The 22324-nt window shown below is 68.9% G+C and carries 19 protein-coding genes; 7 read left to right on the top strand and 12 right to left on the bottom strand.

The window, feature by feature from the left end:
* Positions 1 to 18 precede the first annotated feature (18 nt).
* Positions 19 to 1887 carry a diaminobutyrate--2-oxoglutarate transaminase gene (gene ectB / locus OG984_RS24685; RefSeq protein WP_328528814.1) on the bottom strand — a complete coding sequence of 623 codons (1869 nt, stop codon included), beginning with the start codon at positions 1885 to 1887 and terminating at the stop codon, positions 19 to 21.
* Positions 1888 to 2082: 195 nt separating this feature from the next.
* On the opposite strand from ectB, the gene OG984_RS24690 reads away from it, so the two are divergent.
* From OG984_RS24690 to fahA, 3 genes are all read left to right on the top strand, one after another.
* Positions 2083 to 2757, top strand: coding sequence for an IclR family transcriptional regulator (locus OG984_RS24690; RefSeq protein WP_328528815.1), 675 nt, complete (start codon positions 2083 to 2085; stop codon positions 2755 to 2757).
* A gap of 91 nt (positions 2758 to 2848) precedes the next feature.
* The gene (locus tag OG984_RS24695) at positions 2849 to 4030 is read left to right on the top strand and encodes a homogentisate 1,2-dioxygenase (RefSeq protein WP_328528816.1); all 1182 of its coding nucleotides are present in this window, start codon (positions 2849 to 2851) and stop codon (positions 4028 to 4030) included.
* A gap of 46 nt (positions 4031 to 4076) precedes the next feature.
* Positions 4077 to 5252, top strand: coding sequence for a fumarylacetoacetase (fahA, locus tag OG984_RS24700; RefSeq protein ID WP_328528817.1), 1176 nt, complete (start codon positions 4077 to 4079; stop codon positions 5250 to 5252).
* A 21-nt stretch (positions 5253 to 5273) separates the two neighbouring features.
* On the opposite strand, the gene OG984_RS24705 is transcribed toward fahA, so the two are convergent.
* The 7 genes from OG984_RS24705 to typA form a co-directional block, all read right to left on the bottom strand.
* A complete protein-coding gene (locus tag OG984_RS24705; protein ID WP_328532388.1) occupies positions 5274 to 6272 on the bottom strand; it encodes a LacI family DNA-binding transcriptional regulator in 999 nt (332 codons plus the stop codon).
* 2 nt (positions 6273 to 6274) lie between these two features.
* Positions 6275 to 7732 (bottom strand): glycoside hydrolase family 1 protein, encoded by a 1458-nt coding sequence (locus tag OG984_RS24710; RefSeq protein ID WP_328528818.1) that lies wholly within the window; start codon positions 7730 to 7732, stop codon positions 6275 to 6277.
* Positions 7729 to 8559 carry a carbohydrate ABC transporter permease gene (locus OG984_RS24715; RefSeq protein ID WP_040756108.1) on the bottom strand — a complete coding sequence of 277 codons (831 nt, stop codon included), beginning with the start codon at positions 8557 to 8559 and terminating at the stop codon, positions 7729 to 7731. The genes OG984_RS24710 and OG984_RS24715 overlap by 4 nt, the downstream gene beginning before the upstream one ends.
* Complete coding sequence (locus OG984_RS24720; protein WP_328528819.1) at positions 8556 to 9548, bottom strand: carbohydrate ABC transporter permease; 993 nt, start codon at positions 9546 to 9548, stop codon at positions 8556 to 8558. Before OG984_RS24720 ends, OG984_RS24715 begins: the two co-directional genes overlap by 4 nt.
* Positions 9549 to 9551: 3 nt before the next feature.
* The gene (locus tag OG984_RS24725; protein WP_328528820.1) at positions 9552 to 10853 is read right to left on the bottom strand and encodes an ABC transporter substrate-binding protein; all 1302 of its coding nucleotides are present in this window, start codon (positions 10851 to 10853) and stop codon (positions 9552 to 9554) included.
* A 136-nt stretch (positions 10854 to 10989) separates the two neighbouring features.
* Positions 10990 to 11826 (bottom strand): class II fructose-bisphosphate aldolase, encoded by an 837-nt coding sequence (locus OG984_RS24730; protein ID WP_328528821.1) that lies wholly within the window; start codon positions 11824 to 11826, stop codon positions 10990 to 10992.
* Positions 11827 to 12090: 264 nt separating this feature from the next.
* Positions 12091 to 13980: a translational GTPase TypA gene (gene typA / locus OG984_RS24735; RefSeq protein ID WP_328528822.1), complete on the bottom strand. Its 1890-nt coding sequence runs from the start codon at positions 13978 to 13980 to the stop codon at positions 12091 to 12093.
* A 98-nt stretch (positions 13981 to 14078) separates the two neighbouring features.
* Here typA and OG984_RS24740 point away from each other — a divergent pair, with 98 nt between their 5' ends.
* The gene (locus tag OG984_RS24740; protein ID WP_328528823.1) at positions 14079 to 15383 is read left to right on the top strand and encodes a protealysin inhibitor emfourin; all 1305 of its coding nucleotides are present in this window, start codon (positions 14079 to 14081) and stop codon (positions 15381 to 15383) included.
* A gap of 10 nt (positions 15384 to 15393) precedes the next feature.
* On the opposite strand, the gene OG984_RS24745 is transcribed toward OG984_RS24740, so the two are convergent.
* A complete protein-coding gene (locus OG984_RS24745; protein WP_328528824.1) occupies positions 15394 to 16086 on the bottom strand; it encodes an aspartate/glutamate racemase family protein in 693 nt (230 codons plus the stop codon).
* 96 nt (positions 16087 to 16182) lie between these two features.
* Positions 16183 to 16971 (bottom strand): SDR family NAD(P)-dependent oxidoreductase, encoded by a 789-nt coding sequence (locus OG984_RS24750; protein WP_328528825.1) that lies wholly within the window; start codon positions 16969 to 16971, stop codon positions 16183 to 16185.
* A gap of 106 nt (positions 16972 to 17077) precedes the next feature.
* Between OG984_RS24750 and mshA the strand changes: the two genes are divergently transcribed.
* Together mshA and OG984_RS24760 are read left to right on the top strand one after the other, a co-directional pair.
* Positions 17078 to 18334, top strand: a complete 1257-nt coding sequence (gene mshA / locus OG984_RS24755; protein ID WP_328528826.1) for a D-inositol-3-phosphate glycosyltransferase — start codon at positions 17078 to 17080, stop codon at positions 18332 to 18334.
* On the top strand, positions 18331 to 18858 hold the full coding sequence (locus OG984_RS24760) for a YbjN domain-containing protein (RefSeq protein WP_328528827.1): 528 nt from the start codon (positions 18331 to 18333) through the stop codon (positions 18856 to 18858). The genes mshA and OG984_RS24760 overlap by 4 nt, the downstream gene beginning before the upstream one ends.
* Here OG984_RS24760 and OG984_RS24765 read toward each other — a convergent pair.
* Positions 18855 to 19757 carry a DMT family transporter gene (locus OG984_RS24765; protein ID WP_328528828.1) on the bottom strand — a complete coding sequence of 301 codons (903 nt, stop codon included), beginning with the start codon at positions 19755 to 19757 and terminating at the stop codon, positions 18855 to 18857. The genes OG984_RS24760 and OG984_RS24765 overlap by 4 nt on opposite strands.
* 192 nt (positions 19758 to 19949) lie before the next feature.
* A complete protein-coding gene (locus tag OG984_RS24770; protein ID WP_328528829.1) occupies positions 19950 to 20933 on the bottom strand; it encodes a GlxA family transcriptional regulator in 984 nt (327 codons plus the stop codon).
* Positions 20934 to 21004: 71 nt separating this feature from the next.
* On the opposite strand from OG984_RS24770, the gene OG984_RS24775 reads away from it, so the two are divergent.
* Positions 21005 to 22303, top strand: coding sequence for an MFS transporter (locus OG984_RS24775; RefSeq protein ID WP_328528830.1), 1299 nt, complete (start codon positions 21005 to 21007; stop codon positions 22301 to 22303).
* The last annotated feature ends 21 nt before the right edge of the window (positions 22304 to 22324 follow it).

Here is a 22324-nt window from a genome sequence, read left to right on the forward strand (position 1 = left end):
TTCAGGTGTCAGGGCAGGTCAGGCCGCGGTGGCGTCGCCGAGGACCGATGCGGTGGCCTCCTCGAGGACGGCGAGACCGCGGGCGAGCTCCTCGGAGGTGATGGTCAGCGGCGGCATCGTCTTGAGGACCTCGTCCTCGGGCCCGGAGGTCTCGACCAGCAGGCCGTTCTCGTACGCCGCCGCCGCGATCTTCCCGGCCGAGCTGGCGTCCGGGAAGGCGATGCCGGTCAGGAGACCTCGGCCGCGGACGGCCGCACCTTCGTAGCGTTCGGCGATCTTCGTCAGCCCCGTACGCAGCTCGGTGGCCTTCGCCTGGACGTCCTTCTGGAAGGAGTCGTCGGCCCAGTACGTCTCCAAGGCCACCCGGGCGGTGACGAAGGCGAGGTTGTGACCGCGGAAGGTGCCGTTGTGCTCGCCGGGCTCGAACTGGTCGAGGTCGGGCCGGATCAGGGTCAGCGCCATCGGCAGGCCGAAGCCGGAGATCGACTTCGACAGGCAGACGATGTCGGGGGTGAACCCGGCCTCCTCGAAGCTGAAGAAGGTGCCGGTCCGGCCGCAGCCGGCCTGCACGTCGTCGAGGATCAGGATGATGTCGTGCTCGCGGCACAGGTCCGAGAGCGCCTTGAGCCACTCCAGCCGGGCGGCGCTGAGGCCGCCCTCGCCCTGGACGGACTCCACGATGATCGCGGCCGGCTTGTCGACGCCGGAGCCGCTGTCCTGGAGCACCCGCTCCAGCCACATGAAGTCGTCGACGGCACCGTTGAAGTAGTCGTCGTACGGGATCTTCGAGCTGTTGGTCAGCGGGATGCCCGCGCCCCTGCGCTTCATCGAGTTGCCGGTCACCGACAGCGAGCCGAGCGTCATCCCGTGGAAGGCGTTGGTGAAGGACAGCACGTGCTGGCGTCCGGTCGCCTTTCGGGCCAGCTTGAGAGCGGCCTCGACGGAGTTGGTCCCGGTCGGGCCGGGGAACATCACCTTGTAGTCGAGGTTGCGCGGCTCGAGGATCAGGTCCGAGAAGGCCTGCAGGAAGTCCCGCTTGGCGCTGGTGTGCATGTCCAGCGAGTGCACGATGCGGCCCTCGCGCAGGTAGTCGAGCAGGGGATCGAGCAGCGCGGGGTTGTTGTGTCCGTAGTTGAGCGCGCCGGCTCCGGCGAAGAAGTCCAGGAACTCTCGCCCGTCCTCGCTGGTGACGGTGGAGCCCTGGGAGTGGGTCATCACCGCCGGCCAGCTGCGGCAGTAGCTGCGGACCTGCGACTCGAGGGAGTCGAAGATCGCGGTGGTGGGTTCGGCGGTCGTCGTCATGGACATGACACCTCCGTGTGTCGTCGATCCCGAGGGGGCGTTCCCCTCGGGTCGTGCGGTCGAGAACGGGCCGATGCGGAACAACAGCTCCGCGTCGTGCCCGTCAGGGAACATCTCCGCCTCGAAGAGCGGCGTGCGCTCGATCGAGGCGTTGCGTGCGTTCGCGAACGAGGTGAACAGCGCGATGGAGGCGCTGTTGTCCGCGGTGATGGTCGTCTCCAGGCGGCGTACTGCCGGGTCGCCGGAGAGGTGATGTTCTGCGGGGCCGGAGAGACTGTCGACGAGCTCGTCGAGCATGCGACGGGCCAGACCCTGGCCGCGGTGCCGTTCGTCGACGGCGACCTGCCAGATCATCAGGGTCTCCGGCTCGTCCGGCCGGCGGTAGCCGATGACGAATCCTCCTGGATCGTCATCGACGGTCGCGACGATCGACGTCGCCGCGAAGTCGCGCGCCCACAGCAGGTAGGCGTACGAGGTGTTGACGTCGAGTACCCGAGATTCCCGTGCCATCCGCCACAGATGCTGACCGTCCTCGAGGGTCGGTGAGCGGAAGTCGACTCGGGTAGCCGACTCCGGGCGGGGCACGCTGCCATTCGAATTGCGATGTGGCATCGCCTCGCGACGCTAACAGGATGTAGGACGTAAGGCCCGGGAGGAGTCCGCACTGCGATATGCGGGCGGACGGGTGGCACGTCGCTGCCGCCGATGCTTGTGTGCGGTGGCGTGCTCTAGTGTGCGGCTGGGAGCTGATGCGCCCAGTCGACGACCGGGAGGATGAGGATGGCCACGCTTCAGGGCTTGGATCGCGGGTTGGCGGCACTGGCTTTCGTCTCCCAGAATCCGGCCGGCGTCACGGTGGCCGACGTCGCCGCCCACCTCGACGTGGACCGCGCGATCGCATATCGCATCGTGGCCACGCTGGAGGCGCGCGCCCTGGTCACGCAGGGGCGCAACAAGCGGCTGCGTCTCGGTGCCGGCGTGATCGCGCTGGCGGGTCGCTTCTCGTCCCAGCTGATCCAGGCGGCCGAGCCGTCCCTGCAGGATCTCGCCGACGAGGTGGGGGCCCCGGCGTTCCTGACGGTCGCCCATGGCGAGGACGAGTGCGTCCCGGTGCTGGAGGCCGACCCGAAGGTGGGGCAGGGGCCGGTGCGCGTGGGCTACCGGATCGGGTTGCGCTACCCGCTGGACAGGGGAGCGAGCGGGATCGCGATCCTCGCGCTCGCCGAGCCGCGGCCGGGGGACTCGACGGCGGTGCGCGAGGCGCGCGAGCTCGGCTACAGCCACACCGCGGGCGAGCTGCAGCGCGGTGCGGTCGGGGTCGCTGTCGGCTTCGAGGCCCCCGGGCACCTGCGGGCGTCCGTCGGAATCGTCACGATGGACGACATCGACCCGGCCGAGGTCGGCCCGTTGGTGGATGCCGCCGCGCGTCGCCTGGCCGAGCTCGGCGTGGGCTGAGCCGGCCGGTCTCTTGACGGCGTGTGGGCGGCCGTCCTACTTTTGCGCTTAGAGCGCACATAAATGTGCGTTCAACGCACAAGGAGCACACATGCCGTACTACCACTCCGTCGGCGCCGTTCCCCCGAAGCGGCACACCCAGCACCGCGACGAGGCCGGGAACCTCTACTTCGAGGAGCTCATGGGGGAGGAGGGCTTCTCCTCCGACTCCTCGCTGCTCTACCACCGGAACATCCCGTCAGCCGTGCGTGAGTACCGCTCATGGGAGCTGAACGACCAGTCCCTCGTGCCCAACCACCCGCTCATCCCGCGGCACCTGTCGACCCACAAGCTCTTCGAGGAGGGCACGACGGGCATCGACGCGGTGACGGGCCGTCGCCTGTTGCTCGGCAACGACGACGTACGGCTGGCCTACGTCGTGGCCGACGCGGCCAGCCCGCACTACCGCAACGCGCTCGGCGACGAGTGCCTGTACGTCGAGAAGGGCGCCGGGCGCGTCGAGACGGTGTTCGGCGACCTCGAGGTGGCGGACGGCGACTACGTGATCATTCCCCGCGCGACCACGTACCGCGTCGTTCCGGACGGTGTGCTGCGGATCTACGTCATCGAGGCCAACTCCCACATCGGGCCGGCTCGCAACTACCTCTCGAAGCACGGGCAGCTCCTCGAGCACGCTCCGTTCTGCGAACGGGACTTCCGGCTGCCCGAGGGGCCGAAGGTGGTCGAGGGCGAGGACGTCGAGGTCTACATCAAGCACCGCGGACCGGATGGGATCGCCGGGACCGTGCACGTGCTGCCGCACCACCCGTTCGACGTCGTCGGCTGGGACGGGTGCCTCTACCCGTACGTGTTCAACATCCGTGACTTCGAGCCGATCACCGGCAAGATCCACCAGCCGCCGCCGGTGCACCAGGTCTTCGAGGGCAACAACTTCGTCATTTGCAACTTCGTGCCGCGTAAGGTCGACTACCACCCGCTCGCGATCCCCGTGCCCTACTACCACTCCAACGTCGACTCCGACGAGGTGATGTTCTACTGCGGCGGCGACTACGAGGCGCGCAAGGGCTCCGGCATCGGGCAGGGCTCGATCTCGTTGCATCCGGGCGGTCATCCGCACGGCCCGCAGCCGGGTGCGTACGAGCGCAGCATCGGGGCCGAGTTCTTCGACGAGCTCGCCGTCATGGTCGACACCTTCCGTCCGCTCCTTCTGGGTGAGGCCGGCCGCGCGACCGATGACGGAACCTACGCGTACTCGTGGGAGCGCAACCGGTGAGCTGCCCCGCGTCCCTGTTCGACACCCGCTACGCAAAGGACCTCGTGTGACCACCATCAGCATTCCGGAGGGCTCGCTCTACGGCTTGGCCAACCTTTCCTACGGCGTCTACTCCGTCGCCGGACAGGACCCGCGGGTCGGTGTCCGGCTGGGCGACCACGTGGTCGACCTGGCGCTCCTGCTCGGCGACGACGTCTTCGCCACCGGCAGCCTCAACCCGTTCATGGCGCAGGGACACGAGCGCTGGGTCGAGGTCCGCGCATCGATCACGGAGAGGATCCAGGGCGACGTGCCGGACGCGGCCGTGCACGACCTCGGGTCGGTCACGCTGCACCTTCCGTTCGAGGTCGCGGACTACGTCGACTTCTACGCCTCCGAGCATCACGCCTCCAACCTCGGCCGGCTGTTCCGCCCGGAGGCCGCCGAGCCCCTGATGCCCAACTGGAAGCACCTGCCCGTCGGCTATCACGGCCGGTCCTCCTCCATCGTGGTCTCGGGCACGGAGATCGTCCGCCCGTCCGGCCAGCGGAAGAGCCCCGACGAGGAGCTGCCGGTCTTCGGGCCTTCGGTCCGCCTCGACATCGAGGCCGAGCTGGGCTTCGTCGTCGGCACCGGCAACGAGATGGGCACCAGCATCCCCGCCGAGGATGCCGAGCGGCACATCTTCGGTGTGGTCCTGTTCAACGACTGGTCGGCGCGCGACATCCAGGCCTGGGAGTACGTCCCGCTCGGCCCGAACCTCGGCAAGTCCTTCGCCTCGACGGTCTCGCCCTGGGTCGTTCCCCTCCTGGCGCTGGACGCCGCTCGGGTCCCGACCCCCGGCCAGGATCCCGCCGTCCTGCCCTACCTGCAGATGCGGCGTCCCTGGGGCCTGGACATCGAGTTCGAGGTGGACTGGAACGGCCAGGTCGTGTCCCGGCCGCCGTACGCAGCGATGTACTGGTCACCCGCGCAGATGCTCGCTCACCAGACCGTCAACGGTGCGCCCAGCCGTACCGGTGACCTGTTCGCCTCCGGGACGATCTCCGGCCCGGAGCGCGACCAGCGAGGCGCGTTCATCGAGCTGACCTGGGGCGGCACCGAGCCGGTCGAGGTCAACGGCGTAGTGCGCACGTTCCTGGAGGACGGCGACGAGATCGTCCTGAGCGCCACCGCGCCCGGAGCCGACGGCGCCCGGATCGGCTTCGGCGAGGCTCGCGGACGGATCGTGGGCAAGGCCTGACCGAGCCGATCGCTTGCCGGATCAGGCAGACGTACGCCGCACCAGCTCGGGCGCGAAGACGACCCGCCGCGGGATGGTGGTGCCGCCGTCGAGCTGGGCGAGGAGAAGCCGGACGGCCTCCCTCGCCATGTCTCCTATCGGGTTCTTGACCGTGGTGAGCGGGGGAGTGGTGCGCTCGGCGATGCCGAGGTCGTCGTAGCCGACGACCGCGATGTCGTCGGGGACGCGGCGGCCGGCCCGGCCGAGCGCACGGAGCGCGCCCGCCGCCATCAGGTCGGAGGCGACCATCAGGCCGTCGATGTCCGGATGGGCGCGCAGCAGCACCTCGCAGGCGGCCTCGCCGCCGTCCTCGGTGAAGTCGCCCTCGACGACCGCGTCGGTGGCGAGCCCGGCAGCCTCGAGTGCGGCCCGCCATCCGGCGGCCCGGTCGGTGCCTGCGCTCATGTCGATGGGACCGGTGATGGTGCCGATGCGACGGCAGCCACGCTCGATCAGGATGTTCGTGACCTCGCGAGCACCGGCGATGTTGTCGGGATCGGTGTAGAAGACCTTCTCCGCGCCGGTCAACGGCCGGCCGATGAACGCGACCGGCAGCCCGATGGCCGCGAGGTGGTCGGCGAGCGCATCGTTGCGGTGGTGGGAGACGACGATCGCGCCGTCGACGTGCCCGCCGCGTAGGTAGCGCAGCGTCCGCTGCATCTCGTCGCCCGGCTGGGCGATCAGCAGCACGACCTGCAGGTCGCGCTGGGCGAGAGCCTGGGTCACCACGTGCAGGGTGCGGGCGAAGAACGGGTCGGCGAAGACGCGCTCGTCCGACTCCGGCACGACCATCGCGACGGTTTCGGTCCGTCGCGTCACCAGGGAGCGGGCAGCCGGGTTGGGGACATACCCCAGCGTCCGCACGGCCTCGGCGACGGCCTCCGCCGCCTTCGCCGAGACGCGCGAGCCGCCGTTGATGGCGCGCGACGCGGTCGCCCGGCTGACACCAGCCAGCCGGGCGACCTCGTCGAGCGTGGGCATGTTCACGGGCGGGCCGGCACCCGGTTGTTGGCGGCGACATCGGCGAACCAGAGACCGCTGTCCTTCAGGGTCCGCACCTGGGTCTCGAAGTCCACGTGCACGATCCCGAAGCGGTGCGCGTAGCCGTAGCTCCACTCGAAGTTGTCGAGCAGGGACCACGCGAAGTAGCCGCGTACGTCAGCACCCTTCTCGATCGCGTCGAGCGTCGCGCGCAGGTGCTGGTCGATGTAGTCGAGACGGGCGATGTCGTGCACTGCCCCGTCCTCGACCACGTCGTCATAGTAGGCGCCGTTCTCGGTGATGTAGATCGGCGGGGCACCGTATTCGTCGCTGAGCCGGGTCAACAGCCGGGTCAGCCACACCGGGTCGATCTCCCAGTCGCGGGCGGTCGTGGCACGACCTGTGCGCGGGGTGACGAACTCGGCACCGGGGTACGGGTTTCCCCGCGGCATGTCGGAGTGGACGAGCCGGCTGCCCAGCACCTCGTCGGGGTCGATCTCGAACGGCTTCGCCGCGATGGCGTTGCCGAAGTAGAAGTTGATCCCGAGCACGTCGAGCGGCGCCGAGATGACCTCGAGGTCGCCCTCGAGCACCCAGTCCTGCCACGGCCGGCCCTGGAAGGTCAGCCCCTCGGTGTCGGCGGCGAGGTCGTCGGCGTACTTGCCTCGGAACAGCGGCTCGAAGAACACCCGGTTGTGCAGGCCGTCGATCCGCCGGGTCATGTCGACGTCCTCTGGACGGTCGGCGTCGTAGGGGTCGACGACCGTCGGGTTGAGGGTGATGCCGAGGGACTTCCCGTTCTCCGGAGTCGCGCCGCGGCTGCGCAGCTCGTTGACGACGAGGCCGTGGCCGAGCATGAGGTGGTGAGCAGCGACGATGCCGGCGACACCCTCCTGGCGGCCCGGCGCGTGCTGGCCACCGGAGTAGCCGAGGAACGCCGAGCACCACGGCTCGTTCAGCGTCGTCCAGTTGTCGACGCGGTCGGAGAGCGCGTCGTAGACGGTCGTGGCGTACTCCACGAACCGGTAGGCGGTGTCCCGGTTGGTCCAGCCGCCCTGGTCCTCCAGAGCCTGCGGCAGGTCCCAGTGGTAGAGCGTGATCCACGGTGCGATCTCGGCCTCGAGCAGCTCGTCGACGAGACGGCTGTAGAAGTCGAGCCCCGCCTCGTTGACCTTGCCGCCGTCGGGCCGGATCCGCGGCCACGCCGTCGAGAACCGGTACGAGGCCAGGTTGAGGCGCTTCATCAGCGCGACGTCCTCGGGCATCCGGTGGTAGTGGTCGCAGGCCACATCGCCGGTGTCGCCGTTGAGGATGGCTCCGGGGACCCGAGAGAAGGTGTCCCAGTTGCTCGGCGTACGTCCGTCCTCGTCGACCGCCCCCTCGATCTGGTAGGACGCTGTGGCAGCGCCCCAGAGGAAGTTCTCGGGGAAGGTTCGGCCCGGGTAGATCGAGCTGGTCATCCTTTGACGGCTCCTTGCATGATGCCGGACACCAGGTGGCGTCCGGTGGCGATGAACAACAGAAGTAGGGGTACGGTCGCGAGGATCGTTCCGGCCTGGACCAGGGCCATGTCGGCATGTCCCTGACCGGGCGCGACCTTGAGTGCGTCGAGCGCGGTCTGCAGGGTCTGTACGTCGGACCCCTGCAGCACGATCAGCGGCCACATGAAGTCGGTCCACACCTGCATGAAGGTGAACAGACCGAGGATCGCCATCGCCGGACGAGCTGCCGGGATCGCGACGGTCCAGAACGTACGGATCATGGACGCGCCGTCGACGCGTGCGGCGTCGATGAGCTCGTCGGGGATCGCGTCGACGAGGTATTGCCTCATGAAGAAGACACCGAACGCGGTCACCACCCACGGCAGGATCACGGCGGCGTGCGTGCCGGTCAGGCCGAGGTTGGAGAACTGCTTGAGCATCGGCACCAGGGCCAGCTGGGTCGGCACCGCCAAGGTGGCGACGACGAAGACCATTCCCGCGTTGGAGCCGCGGAAGCGGAGCTTGGCGAACGAGTAGCCGGCCAGGGTCGAGAACAGCACCACCGAGGCAGCCGAGATCCCGGAGACGATGATCGAGTTGAGCAGCGCCGACCAGAAGTCGATCCGGTCGAAGACCCGGCCGGCGTTCTCGAGGAAATGCCCTCCTGGGACCAGCGGCGGAGGCGACTGGATCGCCCGCTGCCGGGTGACCGAGCCGATCACGAAGGACCAGTAGAGGGGGAAGGCCGAGCCCAGCAGGAATGCCGTGAGCAGGCCGTAGACGAGGAATCCAGGTCTCCTACTCATCGCAGGCTCCTTCGCTGGACGGCCCGGGTGACCAGGAAGTTGACCAGGGCGATCCCCACGATGATGAGGAACAGCACCCAGGCGGCGGCGGCCGCACGCGGATACGGGTTGGTCGTGGTCTGGGCGGTGTTGAAGACGTACATCGTCAGGGTCGTGTACTGGAAGTCGGAGCCGCCCTGGAAGCGCAGGTTGGTGTCGAAGATCCGGGGCTCGGTGAAGATCTGCAGGCCGCCGATGGTCGAGGTGACGATGACGAAGATCATCGTCGGCCGGATCGAGGGCAGCGTGACGTTGAAGAACTGCTTCACCTTGGAGGCGCCGTCGATCTCGGCCGCCTCGTAGAGGTCCCGCGGGATCGCCTGCATGGCGGCGAGGATGATCAGCGCGTTGTAGCCCGTCCAGCGCCAGTTGACCATGGTCGCGATCGCGGTCCAGCTCGCGAACCGGTCGGCATGCCACGGCACCTTCGGGAACCCGAAGCCGTCGAGCGTCTGGTTGATCAGGCCCGTGCCGTCGGCGAAGATCGCGCCGAAGATCATCGCGGACGCCGCAGGAGCGACCACGAAGGGCAGCAGGATGCTCATCCGCCACAGGGTGCGGCCCCGGAGCCGGGTGTCGAGCAGAGCGGCGAGGATGGTCGCCACGATGATCTGGGGCACCGAGGAGAGCAGAAACATCCCGATGGTGTTCCAGAAGGCCTTCCGGAAGACCGAGTCACCGAGGACGTGGGCGTAGTTGTCCCAACCGACCCACGGACCGATCTCGGAGCCGTAGGCGGGCCAGGAGAAGAAGGACAGGTAGCCGGTGTAGAGCATCGGGTAGAGCCCGATGAGGATGAACACCAGGAAGAACGGCGCGACGTACAGGTAGGGCGAGAACTTGAAGTCCCACCGGGAGAGCCGGTTACGCCACGCCTGGCGGCGGGGTGCTGCCCCGGTCGAGGGCGCCGTGGTGGCGTTCTCGACCGGGGCAGAGGTGGTGGTCGGCATGGATCAGGACATTCCTTCGACGCCCTCGACGAAGGTCGCCCACGACTTGTCGGGGTCGGTGCCCTCGTCTACACGCCGGATCGCCTGCTGGAAGAGGCCCAGGATGTCGGAGTACTTGTCACCCTTGAACGGGACACCCGCCGGCACGGCCTTCGCCCGGTTGGCCAGGATCTGCGAGGTGGGGGCGTCGTTGAAGTAGGGATCCGTGGCGTTCTCGGCGGCCAGGGTCTCCTGCGCCTCCAGGTTCGCCGGGAAGTTGCCGGCCACCTTGGAAGCGGCCACCTCGGACTCGGCGTTGGTCAGGTAGTTCGCGAACTCCTTGGCCTCCTCCTGGTGCTCCGACTGCGCCGGGACGGCGAGGTAGGAGCCGCCCCAGTTGCCGCCGCCGCCCGGGAAGGCGTCGACGATGTCCCAGCCCTTCACGTCAGGTGCGGAGTCCTTGATGTTGGCGAACATCCAGCCCGGGCACGGGATGGTGGCGAAGCCGTCGTTGGTGAAGTTGGCCATCCAGTCCTCGCCCCACTGCTCGACCTTGGTCGAGAGGGTGGGGGCGTACTGCGAGACCGTGTCGTAGACGTTCCGGAGCTCCGGGTTGTCGACGTCGATCTTCTGGTCCTTGGTCTGGAAGGGGAACTCGACCTGGTTGAGCATCGCCTGGGCGATCGCGCCGCTGGAGTCGTACCAAGCCGTGTTCGGCACCTTCTTCTTGAACTGCTCGCCGGTGGCGAAGTAGGTGTCCCAGTCCTTGAAGAGGGCCTTCACGGACTCGCGGTCGGACGGGAGACCGGCCTTCTCGAAGAGGTCGGCGCGGTAGCAGAAGGCCTCGGGGCCGGCGTCGGTCGGGTAGCCGATCTGCTTGCCGTCGGCGGTCTGACCCTCGAGGTACTTCGACTCCATCCAGCGGCTGTCGAGCTCCTTGTCGGTGAGGTCGACGAACTGCTCGGAGGCGCCCTCGGCGACGAGCGCGGGCATCATGTCGCCCTCGACGGCGACGATGTCGGTGAGGCCCTCGCCGGACTGCAGGCCGGTGGTGAGACTCTGCTTCCAGGTGTCCCACTCGGCGACCACGGTCTGCTTGACCTTGAAGGGGCGCTCAGGGTCGGCGTTCCACTGCTCGATGAGGTCGCCGTAGCCGAATTCGCTGAACGTCGTGATGGTCAGGGTGTCGTCCTTGCCGAGTGCGGCCTGCTCGTCATCGCCACCGTCACCGCCGCAGGCGGCCAGGCCGGCGACGAGGGAGGCGACCGCGCACGCGGCGAGGGCGGTCCGTGGCGCTCGGCGCCATGACTTGGAGATCTTGGACACGGGGGTGCTCCTGCACGTCTGTGTGGGGAGTGAGAGCGCTTCCACTCTCGGGACTAGGGAGAGTGTGAGTGTGCTCACAACTCCCTGTCAAGAGGCGCGTGAGTAACGATTTTGTTGTGGTGGGAGCGCTTCCACTTTATTGGTGAGAAATCACCGTCAGCAGGCGTGCCGTCTCCGTCGCCATGGCGTCTCGCCCGGCACCGAGGTAGCGCCGCTGGTCGACCAGGGCGGGGTCGGCGCCGAGGGTCTCCCGCACCGCGGCCGTGAAGGCCTTGTTGAGCTGGGTCGCGACGTTGATCTTCGTCATCCCGGCCGCGATGGCGGCCCGGAGCCCGTCGTCGCTGACCCCGGAGGAGCCGTGCAGGACCAGCGGTACGTCGACCGCGCGCCGGATCGCCGAGATCAGCGCCTCGTCGAGCGCCGCGTCGCGGGTGGTCATCTTGTGGCTCGAGCCGACCGCGACGGCGAGTGCGTCGACGCCCGTGTCGGCGACGTACGCGGCCGCCTCGTCGGGATCGGTGCGTACGCCGGGGGCGTGGACGCCGTTCTTGCCGCCGACCTCGCCCAGCTCGGCCTCGACGTGGGCGCCACGGTCGTGGCATCGGCGCACGACGGCGGTGGTGCGGGTGAGGTTCTCCTCGTAGGAGAGCTGGGAGGCGTCGTACATCACCGACGAGAAGCCGAGGTCGACCGCGATCCCGACCAGGCGCTCATCGGTCGCATGGTCCAGGTGGAGCGAGATCGGCATCGTCGAGCCGGAGGCGACGGCGATCGCGGCGTGGGCCAGCGGTGCCAGGCTGCCGTGGTAGCGCACCGCGTTCTCGCTGATCTGCACGATCACCGGCCGGTTCGCGGTCTCCGCCCCGGCCGCGATGGCCTCGACGGTCTCCAGGTTGATCGCGTTGAAGGCGGCGACACCGCGACCTTCCGCATAGGCCGTGCTGACGAGCGAGGCAGTGGTGGCGAGGGTCATGGGCGTCCTGTCCAAGGTGCGAGGCGCGGGCTCTGCTCGGTGAACACCCTGCCCCGAAACGGTTGGCTCGGATGGTGTAGGCGAGGACTACGGGTGGTGTGGATGCGCAGCGGCCGCCGACTCCCATGGAGAGTCGGCGGCCGGCGTACGGACCTTCTACTTGTTGGCCTTGCGCGCTCGGCTCGCGATCGTCCTGACCTTCGGTCAGGGATCGCTTCGCCTCCCGCGACAAGTCCAATCAAGCAGGCTCCGCTGGTGCTCCGCCTACTTGTTGGCCTTGCGCGCTCGGCTCGCGATCTTGGCGCGCTCGTTCTGGTCGAGGATGACCTTGCGGATGCGGATCTGGTCCGGGGTGATCTCGACGCACTCGTCCTCGCGGCAGAACTCCAGGCACTGCTCGAGCGAGAGCTTCTTCGGCGGGATGAGCTTCTCGAAGTTGTCGGAGGTGGCGGACCGGATGTTGGTCTGCTGCTTCTCCTTGGTGATGTTGACGTCCATGTCGTCCTGGCGGGAGTTCTCGCCGACGATCATGCCCTCGTAGACCTCGGTGGTGGGCTCGACGAAGAGGACGCCGCGCTCCTGGAGCGAGGTCATCGCGTAGGCCGAGGCAGCACCGGCGCGGTCGGCGACCAGCGAGCCGTTGTTGCGCGAACGGATCTCGCCGGCCCACGGGAAGTAGCCCTCGGAGATGTGGTGGGCGATACCGGTGCCGCGGGTCTCGGTGAGGAAGTCGGTGCGGAAGCCGATCAGACCACGGGAGGGGACGATGAACTCCATCCGGACCCAGCCGGTGCCGTGGTTGGTCATGCCCTCCATGCGGCCCTTGCGGTTGGCGAGCAGCTCGGTGATCGTGCCGAGGAACTCCTCCGGGGCGTCGATGGTGAGACGCTCGAACGGCTCGTGGAGCTTGCCGTCGACCTCGCGGGTGACCACCTGCGGCTTGCCGACGGTCAGCTCGTAGCCCTCGCGACGCATCTGCTCGACCAGGATCGCCAGCGCCAGCTCACCGCGGCCCTGGACCTCCCAGGCGTCGGGACGGTCGGTGGGCAGCACGCGCAGCGACACGTTGCCGATCAGCTCCTGGTCGAGGCGGTCCTTGACCATGCGCGCGGTCACCTTGGCGCCCTTCACCTTGCCCACGAGCGGGGAGGTGTTGGTGCCGATGGTCATCGAAATGGCCGGGTCGTCGACGTGGATCAGCGGCAGCGCGACCGGGTTCTCCGGGTCGGCGAGCGTCTCGCCGATCATGATCTCGGGGATGCCCGCGACGGCGACGATGTCACCGGGGCCGGCCTCCTCGCCGGGCTTGCGCTCGAGGCCGTCGGTGATGAGCAGCTCGGTGATGCGTACGTTCTTGGTCTCGCCGTTGCGCTGCATCCAGGCGACGTTCTGGCCCTTCTTCAGGGTGCCCTGGTGGATGCGGACCAGCGCGAGGCGGCCCAGGAACGGCGAGGCGTCGAGGTTGGTGACGTGGGCCTGCAGCGGCGCGCCGGCCTCGTAGGTCGGGGCCGGGATGGTGTCCAGGATGGTGGAGAAGAGCGGCTCGAGGTCCTTGGAGTCGGGAAGGGTGCCGTTCTCCGGCTGCTCGAGGCTGGCCACACCTGCCTTGCCGGAGGCGTAGATCACCGGGAAGTCGAGGGCGTCCTGGCTGTGGGAGTCGTCGAGCAGGTCCATGAAGAGCTCGTACGTCTCGTCGACGACCTCCTCGATGCGGGCGTCGGGGCGGTCGACCTTGTTGACCACCAGCACGACCGGCATGTCGGCGTTGAGCGCCTTGCGCAGCACGAACCGGGTCTGCGGCAGCGGGCCCTCGGAGGCGTCCACGAGCAGCACGATCCCGTCGACCATCGACAGGCCGCGCTCGACCTCGCCACCGAAGTCGGCGTGGCCGGGGGTGTCGATGATGTTGATCGTCATCCCCTCGGGCGCGGACGGCCCGTTGTAGTGGATGGCGGTGTTCTTCGCGAGGATGGTGATGCCCTTCTCGCGCTCCAGGTCACCGGAGTCCATGACGCGGTCCTCGACCGACTCCATGGCGTGCTCGGAGAAAGCACCGGCCTGCTTCAGCATGGCGTCGACCAGCGTGGTCTTGCCGTGGTCGACGTGCGCAACGATGGCGACGTTGCGAAGATTGGCCTTGAGGATCTCGGACATGTGCGAAGCGGCTCGATTTCTGGCGCGGGACGGGACGTCTGATCTTATCCGCCGCGACGTCCTTGACCCGCATCCGGAGATGACGGTTGGCTGAACCCATGACCTCTCGGAATCACGTCTGCCACATCGTGCCTCCCTACCTGATGCAGCGGCTCGATCCCGGTCGTCTCGACCAGGACAACGGTTTCCGAGCCGCTCGGGCCGAGCACCTGACCAGGGTCCTCGCCGAGCTCCCCGCCCCGGAGGCGGGCAGCCCCGCCGCCGAGGCAGGCGACTGGACCGTCTACTCCGCCGGCAACGGCACCGACCTGCCCGGCGAGAAGGTGCGGGCCGCGGGAGAGCCGGAGTCGGGCGACGAGAGCGTCGACGAGGCCGCGGCCGGCATCACCGGCTCGCTGGCGCTCTTCGAGGAGGTCTACGGCCGCGACTCCTACGACGGACAGGGCATCGAGGTCGTGATGACCGTCCACTACGACCGGGACTACGCCAACGCCTTCTGGGACGGCACCCAGCTGGTCTTCGGCGACGGTGACGGCAAGGTCTTCCAGCGTTTCACCAAGGCCGTCGACGTGATCGGTCACGAGCTCTCCCACGCGGTGACCGAGCACACCGCGGGTCTCGTCTACCAGGGGCAACCCGGTGCGCTCAACGAGTCGATGTCGGACGTGTTCGGCTCCTGCCTCAAGCAGCGTCTCCTCGGTCAGAGCGCCGACGAGGCCGACTGGATCATCGGCGAGGGCCTCTTCACCGAGTCGGTCCAGGGCGTCGGGCTGCGGAACATGCTCGAGCCCGGGACGGCCTACGACGACCCCGAGCTGGGCAAGGACCCGCAGCCGGCCCACATGGACGACATCTACGACGGCACCGACGACAACGGCGGCGTCCACATCAACTCCGGCATCCCCAACCGCGCCTTCGCCCTCGCCGCCAAGGCGATCGGCGGCAACTCGTGGGACGGCGCCGGCAAGGTCTGGTACGCCGCGCTCACCAACGGCGCCGTCACCACCGACACCGACTTCGCCGGGTTCGCGGCGGCCACCGTCGCCGAGGCCGGCGACCACGCCGACGCGGTGACCACGGCCTGGGCAGAGGTCGGAGTCACCCCGGCGCCCGGCACGTCCGCGCCCGCGCCCGCGCCCGACGGTGAGGCGCCGACCGTGGTGAAGCTACGCCGCAGCGGCGGTTTCATCGGACGTACGCAGGAGGGGGTCACCGAGATCGCGCCCGGCGACGCCCAGGCGGCCACGCTGCGTGACCTGTTGGCCAACGCCGGCCCGTCGAAGCCGAAGGGCGCGGACCGCTACATCTACGAGTTCGAGGTGGACGGCCGGCGTACGGTCGTGCACGAGGGAGACATGACTCCCGAGCTGCGCGAGCTCGCCAACCGGATGCTCGAGCAGTAGACCGGAGGAACTACTCGCCGAGGGCCTGGTTGAGGGCCGCCTCGACGTGCACGGTGATGGCGTCGAGGATCGGTACGTCGACATCGCTGGGCCGCACCAGGAGACTGAGCTCGGAGGCACCGAGGATGACGCCGTCCGACCCGGCGTCCCACAGCTCGTGGACGACCTCCAGGACCCGCTTGCGCGACCCGGACACCACGTTCCGGTGGACGAGCTCCTCGTAGATGATCGAGTCGAGCATCTCCACGTGGAGGGTGTCGGGCAGGTTCACGTCGACGCCGTGGTCGGAGATCCGCTGCGCAAAGAAGTCGTTCTCCACGGTGTAGCGGGTGGCGAGGAAGCCGGCCTTGGTGATGCCGAGCTCCTTGGCCTTGGCGGCGAGGACGTCGGCCAGGTGCAGCACCGGTACGTCGACGGCGGCCGCCACCTCGTCGTAGACCTTGTGGAAGGTGGTGGTGCACAGCAGGATGAAGTCGGCACCACCGGCCACGACGCTGCGCGCAGCGGCGACGAGGATGTCGGCGACCTGGTCCCAGGCCTCCTTCTCCTGCAGCGCCGTCAGCTCGGCCAGGTCGACAGAGGCCAGCACGATCTTGGCGGAGTGAAGACCGCCGAGCCGCTCCTGGACACCCTTGTTGAGTCCCTCGTAGTACGCGGCTGTGCTTTCCCAGCTCATGCCGCCGATGAGTCCGATCGTCTGCACTGTTCGAGTGTGACACCGTCGGCTGCCGCGTACTGAATCCTCGGCACCCCTCTGACCCGGTCCAGACCAGGTCAGAGGCCGGATCGGAGGTCGGGCTCAGCTCTCGCGGTGCACCTTGTGCGGGGCAGCCTGGGCGCGGGGCTTGATGACCAGTTCGTCGATGTTGACGTGAGCCGGGCGGGTGGCCATCCAGACGATCGCGTCGGCGATGTCCTCGGCCACCAGCGGATCCGCGACGCCCCGGTAGACGGCGTCGGCCGCGGCCTGGTCGCCCCCGAGACGTACGAGCGAGAACTCCTCGGTCTGGACCATGCCCGGGGCGATCTCCATGATCCGCACCGGCTTGTCGACGATCTCCAGGCGCAGCGCCTCGGTGACCGCGCGGGTGCCGAACTTGGCCGCGTTGTAGCCCGCGCCGCCCTCGTACGCGCGCCGGCCGGCGATCGAGCCGACGTTGATGACCGCGCCGGCTCCGGACGCGATCAGGGCCGGGAGCAGTGCCTTGGTCACCCGGGTCAGGCCGATCACGTTGACCTCGAACATCGCCTGCCACTTGGTCAGATCGGCCTCGGCCACCTGGTCCACGCCGAAGGCGCCGCCGGCGTTGTTGACCAGCAGGTCGAGACGGTCGCCGACCGCTTCGGCCAGCGCGGCGACGGACTCGTCGGAGGTGACGTCGGTCGCCACCGCGGTGCCGCCGATCTCCGCGGCCAAGGCCTCGATCCGGTCGGTCCGGCGAGCGGCGAGGAAGACGTGGTAGCCCTCCTTCGCGAGCTGGCGGGCGGTGGCGGCGCCGATCCCGCTCGAGGCGCCGGTGACGACAGCGTTCTTGGAGACGGCGTTCTTGGAAGGCACGGATCCATTCTCCCGTCGGTCGCTCGACATCGGGCACCGGGTCCCACGATCGAAGATGATTCCCGCCGCCGGGAATGATGGCCGACTTCCGCGTGTTGAGAGACGAGACCACAGGCGTAGACACAAAGGGGCAGGGATGATCCACCGCGTAGCGATGGTCAGTCTGCACACCTCTCCGCTCGACCAGCCGGGCACCGGCGACGCCGGTGGCATGAACGTCTACGTGCTCGAGCTCTCCCGGCGCCTGGCCACGCAGGGCATCGCCGTCGACATCTTCACGCGCGCGACCTCCTCGCGCCTGCCGCAGGTCGTGGAGGCGTACGACGGGGTGGCGGTCCACCACGTCCACGCCGGTCCCTTCGAGGGGCTGGCCAAGGGAGACCTGCCCGGGCAGCTGTGCACGTTCGCGCGCGAGGTGCTGCGTGCCGAGGCGTCCAACCCACCGGGCTACTTCGACGCCGTGCACTCCCACTACTGGCTCTCCGGCCAGGTCGGGGCGCTCTCCCGCGACCGCTGGGGGGTGCCGCTCGTCCATTCGATGCACACCATGGCCAAGGTCAAGAACGAGGCGCTCGCCGAGGGCGACAGCCCCGAGCCGGAGGCCCGTGTGATCGGCGAGGAGCAGGTCGTCGACGCGGCCGACATGCTGATCGCCAACACCGACCTCGAGGCCAAGCAGCTGATCAACATGTACGACGCCGAGCCGGGCCGCGTCGCCGTCGTGCATCCCGGGGTCGACCTGCGGGTCTTCCGTCCGCGGGGGCGGGCCGCCGCGCGGGCCGCGCTCGGGCTGCCGGCCCGGGCTCACGTGCTCCTCTTCGCCGGTCGCATCCAGCCGCTCAAGGCTCCCGACGTACTCCTGCGGGCGGCCGCCGTCATGCTCGCCCGCGACCCGTCGCTGCGCCGTTCGCTGGTGGTGCCGATCGTCGGGGGTCCCTCCGGCTCCGGGCTGGAGCACCCGACCGGGCTGGTCGATCTCGCTGCTGAGCTGGGGATATCCGACGTGGTCCGGTTCGTCCCGCCGGTGCGCCAGGACGAGCTCGCCCTCTGGTACTCCGCTGCCTCCGTCGTCGCCGTCCCCTCCTACAACGAGTCCTTCGGCCTGGTCGCCGTCGAGGCCCAGGCCTGCGGCACGCCCGTCGTCGCGGCCGCGGTCGGCGGCCTGACCACCGCGGTGCACCACGGCCGCAGCGGACTCCTGGTCGACGGGCACGACCCGGCCCAGTGGGCCGACGCCCTCACCAACGCCGTCGTGTCCCACTCGCGCTGGTCGGCGCTGGCCGACGGCGCCCGCGAACACGCCCAGGACTTCTCCTGGGATCTCACCGCACGCAATACGCTCGAGGTCTACGAAGAGGCCAAGATGCTGATGCGTGAGGAGCTGACAGCGTGAGTGGTGCGCAGGATGAACGGGAAGATGTCGTACGGGGCTGGCTGAAGTCGAACGACCTGACCTGGGACGAGACGGCGCTGCCGAGCGGGGACCTGGTCTTCTCGTTCTCGCTCCCGGGCGAGCGCAAGCTGCAGACTCCGGTCCGGCTCGACCTGGGCCAGCACGCGTTGGGCGTGCACGCCTTCGTCTGCCGCCGCCCCGACGAGAACTTCGAGACCGTCTACCGCTGGCTGCTCGAGCGCAACCTGCGGCTCTACGGGGTCGCCTTCGGGCTCGATCGGCTCGGCGACATCTACCTCGACGGCCGGCTGCCGCTGGCGATGGTCTCGAGCGCGGAGCTCGACCGGTTGCTCGGCTCGGTCCTGACGTACGCGGACGAGTCCTTCAACACCATCCTCGAGCTCGGCTTCGCCTCCTCGATCCGCAAGGAGTGGGAGTGGCGCAAGCTGCGCGGTGAGTCCACCGCCAACCTCGAGGCGTTCCGTGGCTGGCTCGAGGCTGGCGAGGACGAGGCGAAGGACTAGCGCGGCTGGCGCCGGGTGATCAGCACACCCGCGATGCACATCGCGCCACCGACGAAGGCGAGCGCCGGCGGCACCTCGCCGAGGACAAGCCACGCCATCAGCGCGGTGATGAACGGCACCAGGAACGTCGACTGCGCGAACTTGCCCGCATCGGAGTGCGAGAGCGCATAGGCCCAGGTCACGAATGCCAGCGCGCTCGGGAACAGGCCGAGGTAGACGATCCATCCGATGTTGCCGACGCTGATGTCGGGGATCGTGGTGGCCAGCTCGAGCGACCAGGGCAGGCAGATGACGAGGCCGGCGACGGCGTACCAGAACGTCAGGAGCAGCGCGCTCATCGTCGGCAGCAGCTTCTTCTGGGTCAGCACCCCGACCGCGAAGGTCAGTGCTGCGACCAGGGAGAGGATGACGCCGATCCAGTCGCCGGTGTCGCCGTTGGCCGAGGCGCGCCCGATCAGGACGACGCCTGCGAACCCGACGCCGGTGCCGATCAGGATCCAGCGGTGGATGCGCTCCTTGAGGACGAGCCCGGCCAGCAGCGCGACCACGATCGGCCCGACCTGGATGATCAGGGCGGCGGTGGCGGCGTCGATGCGCCGCTCCGACTCGTTGAGCGCGAGGTTGTAGATGCCCAGCCATGACGCGCCGCCGAGCGCGATCAGCGGCCACTCCCGCCGGGTCGGCAGCCGGAACCCACCCTTCAGCGCGAGGTAGGCACCGAGCGCCGCGACCATCACGATCAGCCGTCCCAGCGACAGGCTTCCGGGCGGAACGGTGTCACCCAGGTGCCGGATCCCGACGAACGCCGACGCCCACAGCACCAGCGTGACCCCGCAGGCCACCAGCGGCTTCCAGAGCGGTGTCGTCGTGGCCGGGGCCGGTTCGATCGTCGTCGTCACGGTAAAAGGCTAGAGACACCGACGCATTCGAGCGAGCGGATATCAGCCAACGATGTCCGACATCCCGCCATCTCCGTCCCCGCTGAATCGGTAGTTCTGTCGCGCGAGACTGTAGTTGTGGGCGACGAAGGTCTACTTTCGTCGCCCACAACTACGGACTCGGCCTCCAAAAGTGCGGACTCGCCGGGGGTGTTAGCCGCGGAAGGTTCGTCTGTACGCCGTCGGGGTGATGCCGAGGGCGGCGTGGAAGTGGAGGCGGAGGGACTGGGCGGTGTTGAGGCCGCAGCGGGAGGCCACCTGCTCCATGCTCAGGTCGGTGGTCTCCAGGAGGGTGCGGGCGAGCTCGATGCGCTGGCGCTGGAGCCAGCGGCCGGGGGAGTCGCCGGTCTCGTCGCGGAACCGCCGGGTGAAGGTACGCACCGACATCGACACCTGGGACGCCATCGACTCCAGGGTGAGCGGCTGGTCGAGGTGAGCAAGCGCCCAGGCGGTCGCCGCCGAGATGCCGGCGTCGCCCGGCGCAGGCGCGGGGTGGCGGATGAACTGGGCCTGGCCGCCGTCGCGGTGGGGAGGTACGACCGTCACCCGGGCGACGCGGTTGGCGACCGCGGCGCCGTGGTCGCTGCGTACGACATGGAGGCAGAGGTCCACGCCGGAGGCCACGCCGGCGGAGGTGAGGATGTCGCCGTCGTCGACGAAGAGTACGTCAGGGTCCAGCCTGACCTGCGGAAACAGTGTCCGGAAGTCGTCGGTGTGCGCCCAGTGGGTGGTCGCGGGACGGCCGTCGAGGAGACCGGCGGCGGCGAGCGCGAAGGCGCCGGTGCAGATCGACATGATCCGCGTGCCGGGCCGGATCATGTCGAGCGCCTCCTTCAGCGGCGCCGTCAGCACGCCGTCGGAGACCGTCGGGTAGTCGCGGCCGAACTTCGGGATCACCACGGTGTCCGCCTCGGCGAGGGCCTCGGGTCCGTGCGGAGCGAGGACGACAAGGTCGGAGTCCGACTGCACGGGCCCGGGCCCGTCGGTGGTGCAGGTGACGACCTCGTAGAGCAGCCGGTCCTGGCTGTCGCGAGCCTTGCCGAAGATCCGGTGCGGGATGCCGATCTCGAACGGGATGAACCCGTCCTGGACCAGCACCGCGACCCGGTGCGGAGAAGGAACCCATTCGTCGCCCATGGCTGGATCTTATCGATAGATGTCAATCAGGCCACTGTCAGTCCGGGCGCACACACGGGAGGATCATCTCCATGACCCAGACGACGACCCCGCCGCCTGCCGGCCGCATCGCCGCACGCCGTCCGCGCATCCACCCCGCCTGGTGGGTGGCCGGCATCGCCTTCGTGACCATCGTCGGAGCCGCCGCGTTCACCGCCGCCCCCGGCCTCCTGGTCGGTCCGCTGCACGAGGAGTTCGGCTGGTCGCGCGGGACGATCGGGGCCGGGATCACGCTGCAGCTCGCGCTCTACGGCCTGACCGCGCCGTTCGCCGCGGCGCTGATGGACCGTTTCGGCATCCGTCCGGTGGTGGCCGTCGCGCTCACCATGATCACCCTCGGCTCGCTCGGCACCGTCTGGATGAGCGAGTCGTGGCAGTTCGTCCTCGGCTGGGGCGTCCTCGTCGGTGGCGGCAGCGGCTGCATGGCGCTCGCCTTCGGCGCCACGATCACCACCCGCTGGTTCGACAAGCGGCAGGGCCTGGTCAGCGGTCTGCTGACGGCCGGAGGCGCCTCGGGACAGCTGATCTTCCTGCCGGTGCTGGCGGTGCTGATCGGGGAGTTCGGCTGGCGGGCCGCCTCGGTCACGATCGCTCTGGTCGCGGCCGCGGTGATCCCGTTCGTGGTGCTCCTGCTCCGCGACTACCCGGCCGACGTCGGCCTGGCGCCCTATGGTTCCTCGCAGATGGTGCCGCGGCCCGCGCCTGCGACCGGAGCCGCGCTACGGACCGTGCGCGTGCTCGGGATGGCGATGCGTACGAAGGCCTTCTGGCTCCTCGCCGGCGCCTTCGCGATCTGCGGAATCACCACGAACGGCCTGATCAGGACCCACTTCGTGCCTGCCGCGCACGACCACGGCATGGCCACGGTCGCGGCCGCCTCGCTGCTCGCCGTGATCGGCATCTTCGACGTCGCCGGGACGATCTTCTCCGGCTGGCTCACCGACCGCTTCAACCCGGTGGTGCTGCTCGGCGTCTACTACTCGCTGCGCGGGATCTCGCTGATCTTCCTGCCGATGCTGCTGGCGCCCGAGGTGCACATCCCGATGGTCTTCTTCATCGTCTTCTACGGCCTCGACTGGGTCGCCACCGTGCCGCCCACGCTGGCGCTCTGTCGCGAGATCTGGACCGAGGACGCCCCCATCGTCTTCGGCTGGGTCCTCGCCTCCCACCAGGTCGGCGCCGGTCTGGTCGCCTGGGTCGGCGGCGTCGTACGCGATGTCACCGGTTCCTACGACCTGGTCTGGTACGCCGCCGGTGCGCTGTGCGCTGCCGCTGCGCTGATGTCGCTGGTGATGCCGCGGGTGCCGGCCGCGGTTCAGCAAGGTATGTAGAGAAACCGTCGCTTCCCAAGC

Origin of the sequence: Nocardioides sp. NBC_00368 (assembly GCF_036090055.1) — a bacterium.
GTDB lineage: Bacteria > Actinomycetota > Actinomycetes > Propionibacteriales > Nocardioidaceae > Nocardioides.

Excerpts from the sequence above, each read along its gene's own strand:
- OG984_RS24690 (WP_328528815.1), top strand. The coding sequence starts at position 2,083 with ATGGCCACGCTTCAGGGCTTGGATCGCGGGTTGGCGGCACTGGCTTTC.
- OG984_RS24695 (WP_328528816.1), top strand. The coding sequence starts at position 2,849 with ATGCCGTACTACCACTCCGTCGGCGCCGTTCCCCCGAAGCGGCACACC.
- OG984_RS24705 (WP_328532388.1), bottom strand. The coding sequence starts at position 6,272 with ATGCCCACGCTCGACGAGGTCGCCCGGCTGGCTGGTGTCAGCCGGGCG.
- OG984_RS24710 (WP_328528818.1), bottom strand. The coding sequence starts at position 7,732 with ATGACCAGCTCGATCTACCCGGGCCGAACCTTCCCCGAGAACTTCCTC.
- OG984_RS24715 (WP_040756108.1), bottom strand. The coding sequence starts at position 8,559 with ATGAGTAGGAGACCTGGATTCCTCGTCTACGGCCTGCTCACGGCATTC.
- OG984_RS24720 (WP_328528819.1), bottom strand. The coding sequence starts at position 9,548 with ATGCCGACCACCACCTCTGCCCCGGTCGAGAACGCCACCACGGCGCCC.
- OG984_RS24730 (WP_328528821.1), bottom strand. The coding sequence starts at position 11,826 with ATGACCCTCGCCACCACTGCCTCGCTCGTCAGCACGGCCTATGCGGAA.
- typA (WP_328528822.1), bottom strand. The coding sequence starts at position 13,980 with ATGTCCGAGATCCTCAAGGCCAATCTTCGCAACGTCGCCATCGTTGCG.
- OG984_RS24740 (WP_328528823.1), top strand. The coding sequence starts at position 14,079 with ATGACCTCTCGGAATCACGTCTGCCACATCGTGCCTCCCTACCTGATG.
- OG984_RS24750 (WP_328528825.1), bottom strand. The coding sequence starts at position 16,971 with ATGTCGAGCGACCGACGGGAGAATGGATCCGTGCCTTCCAAGAACGCC.
- mshA (WP_328528826.1), top strand. The coding sequence starts at position 17,078 with ATGATCCACCGCGTAGCGATGGTCAGTCTGCACACCTCTCCGCTCGAC.
- OG984_RS24770 (WP_328528829.1), bottom strand. The coding sequence starts at position 20,933 with ATGGGCGACGAATGGGTTCCTTCTCCGCACCGGGTCGCGGTGCTGGTC.
- OG984_RS24775 (WP_328528830.1), top strand. The coding sequence starts at position 21,005 with ATGACCCAGACGACGACCCCGCCGCCTGCCGGCCGCATCGCCGCACGC.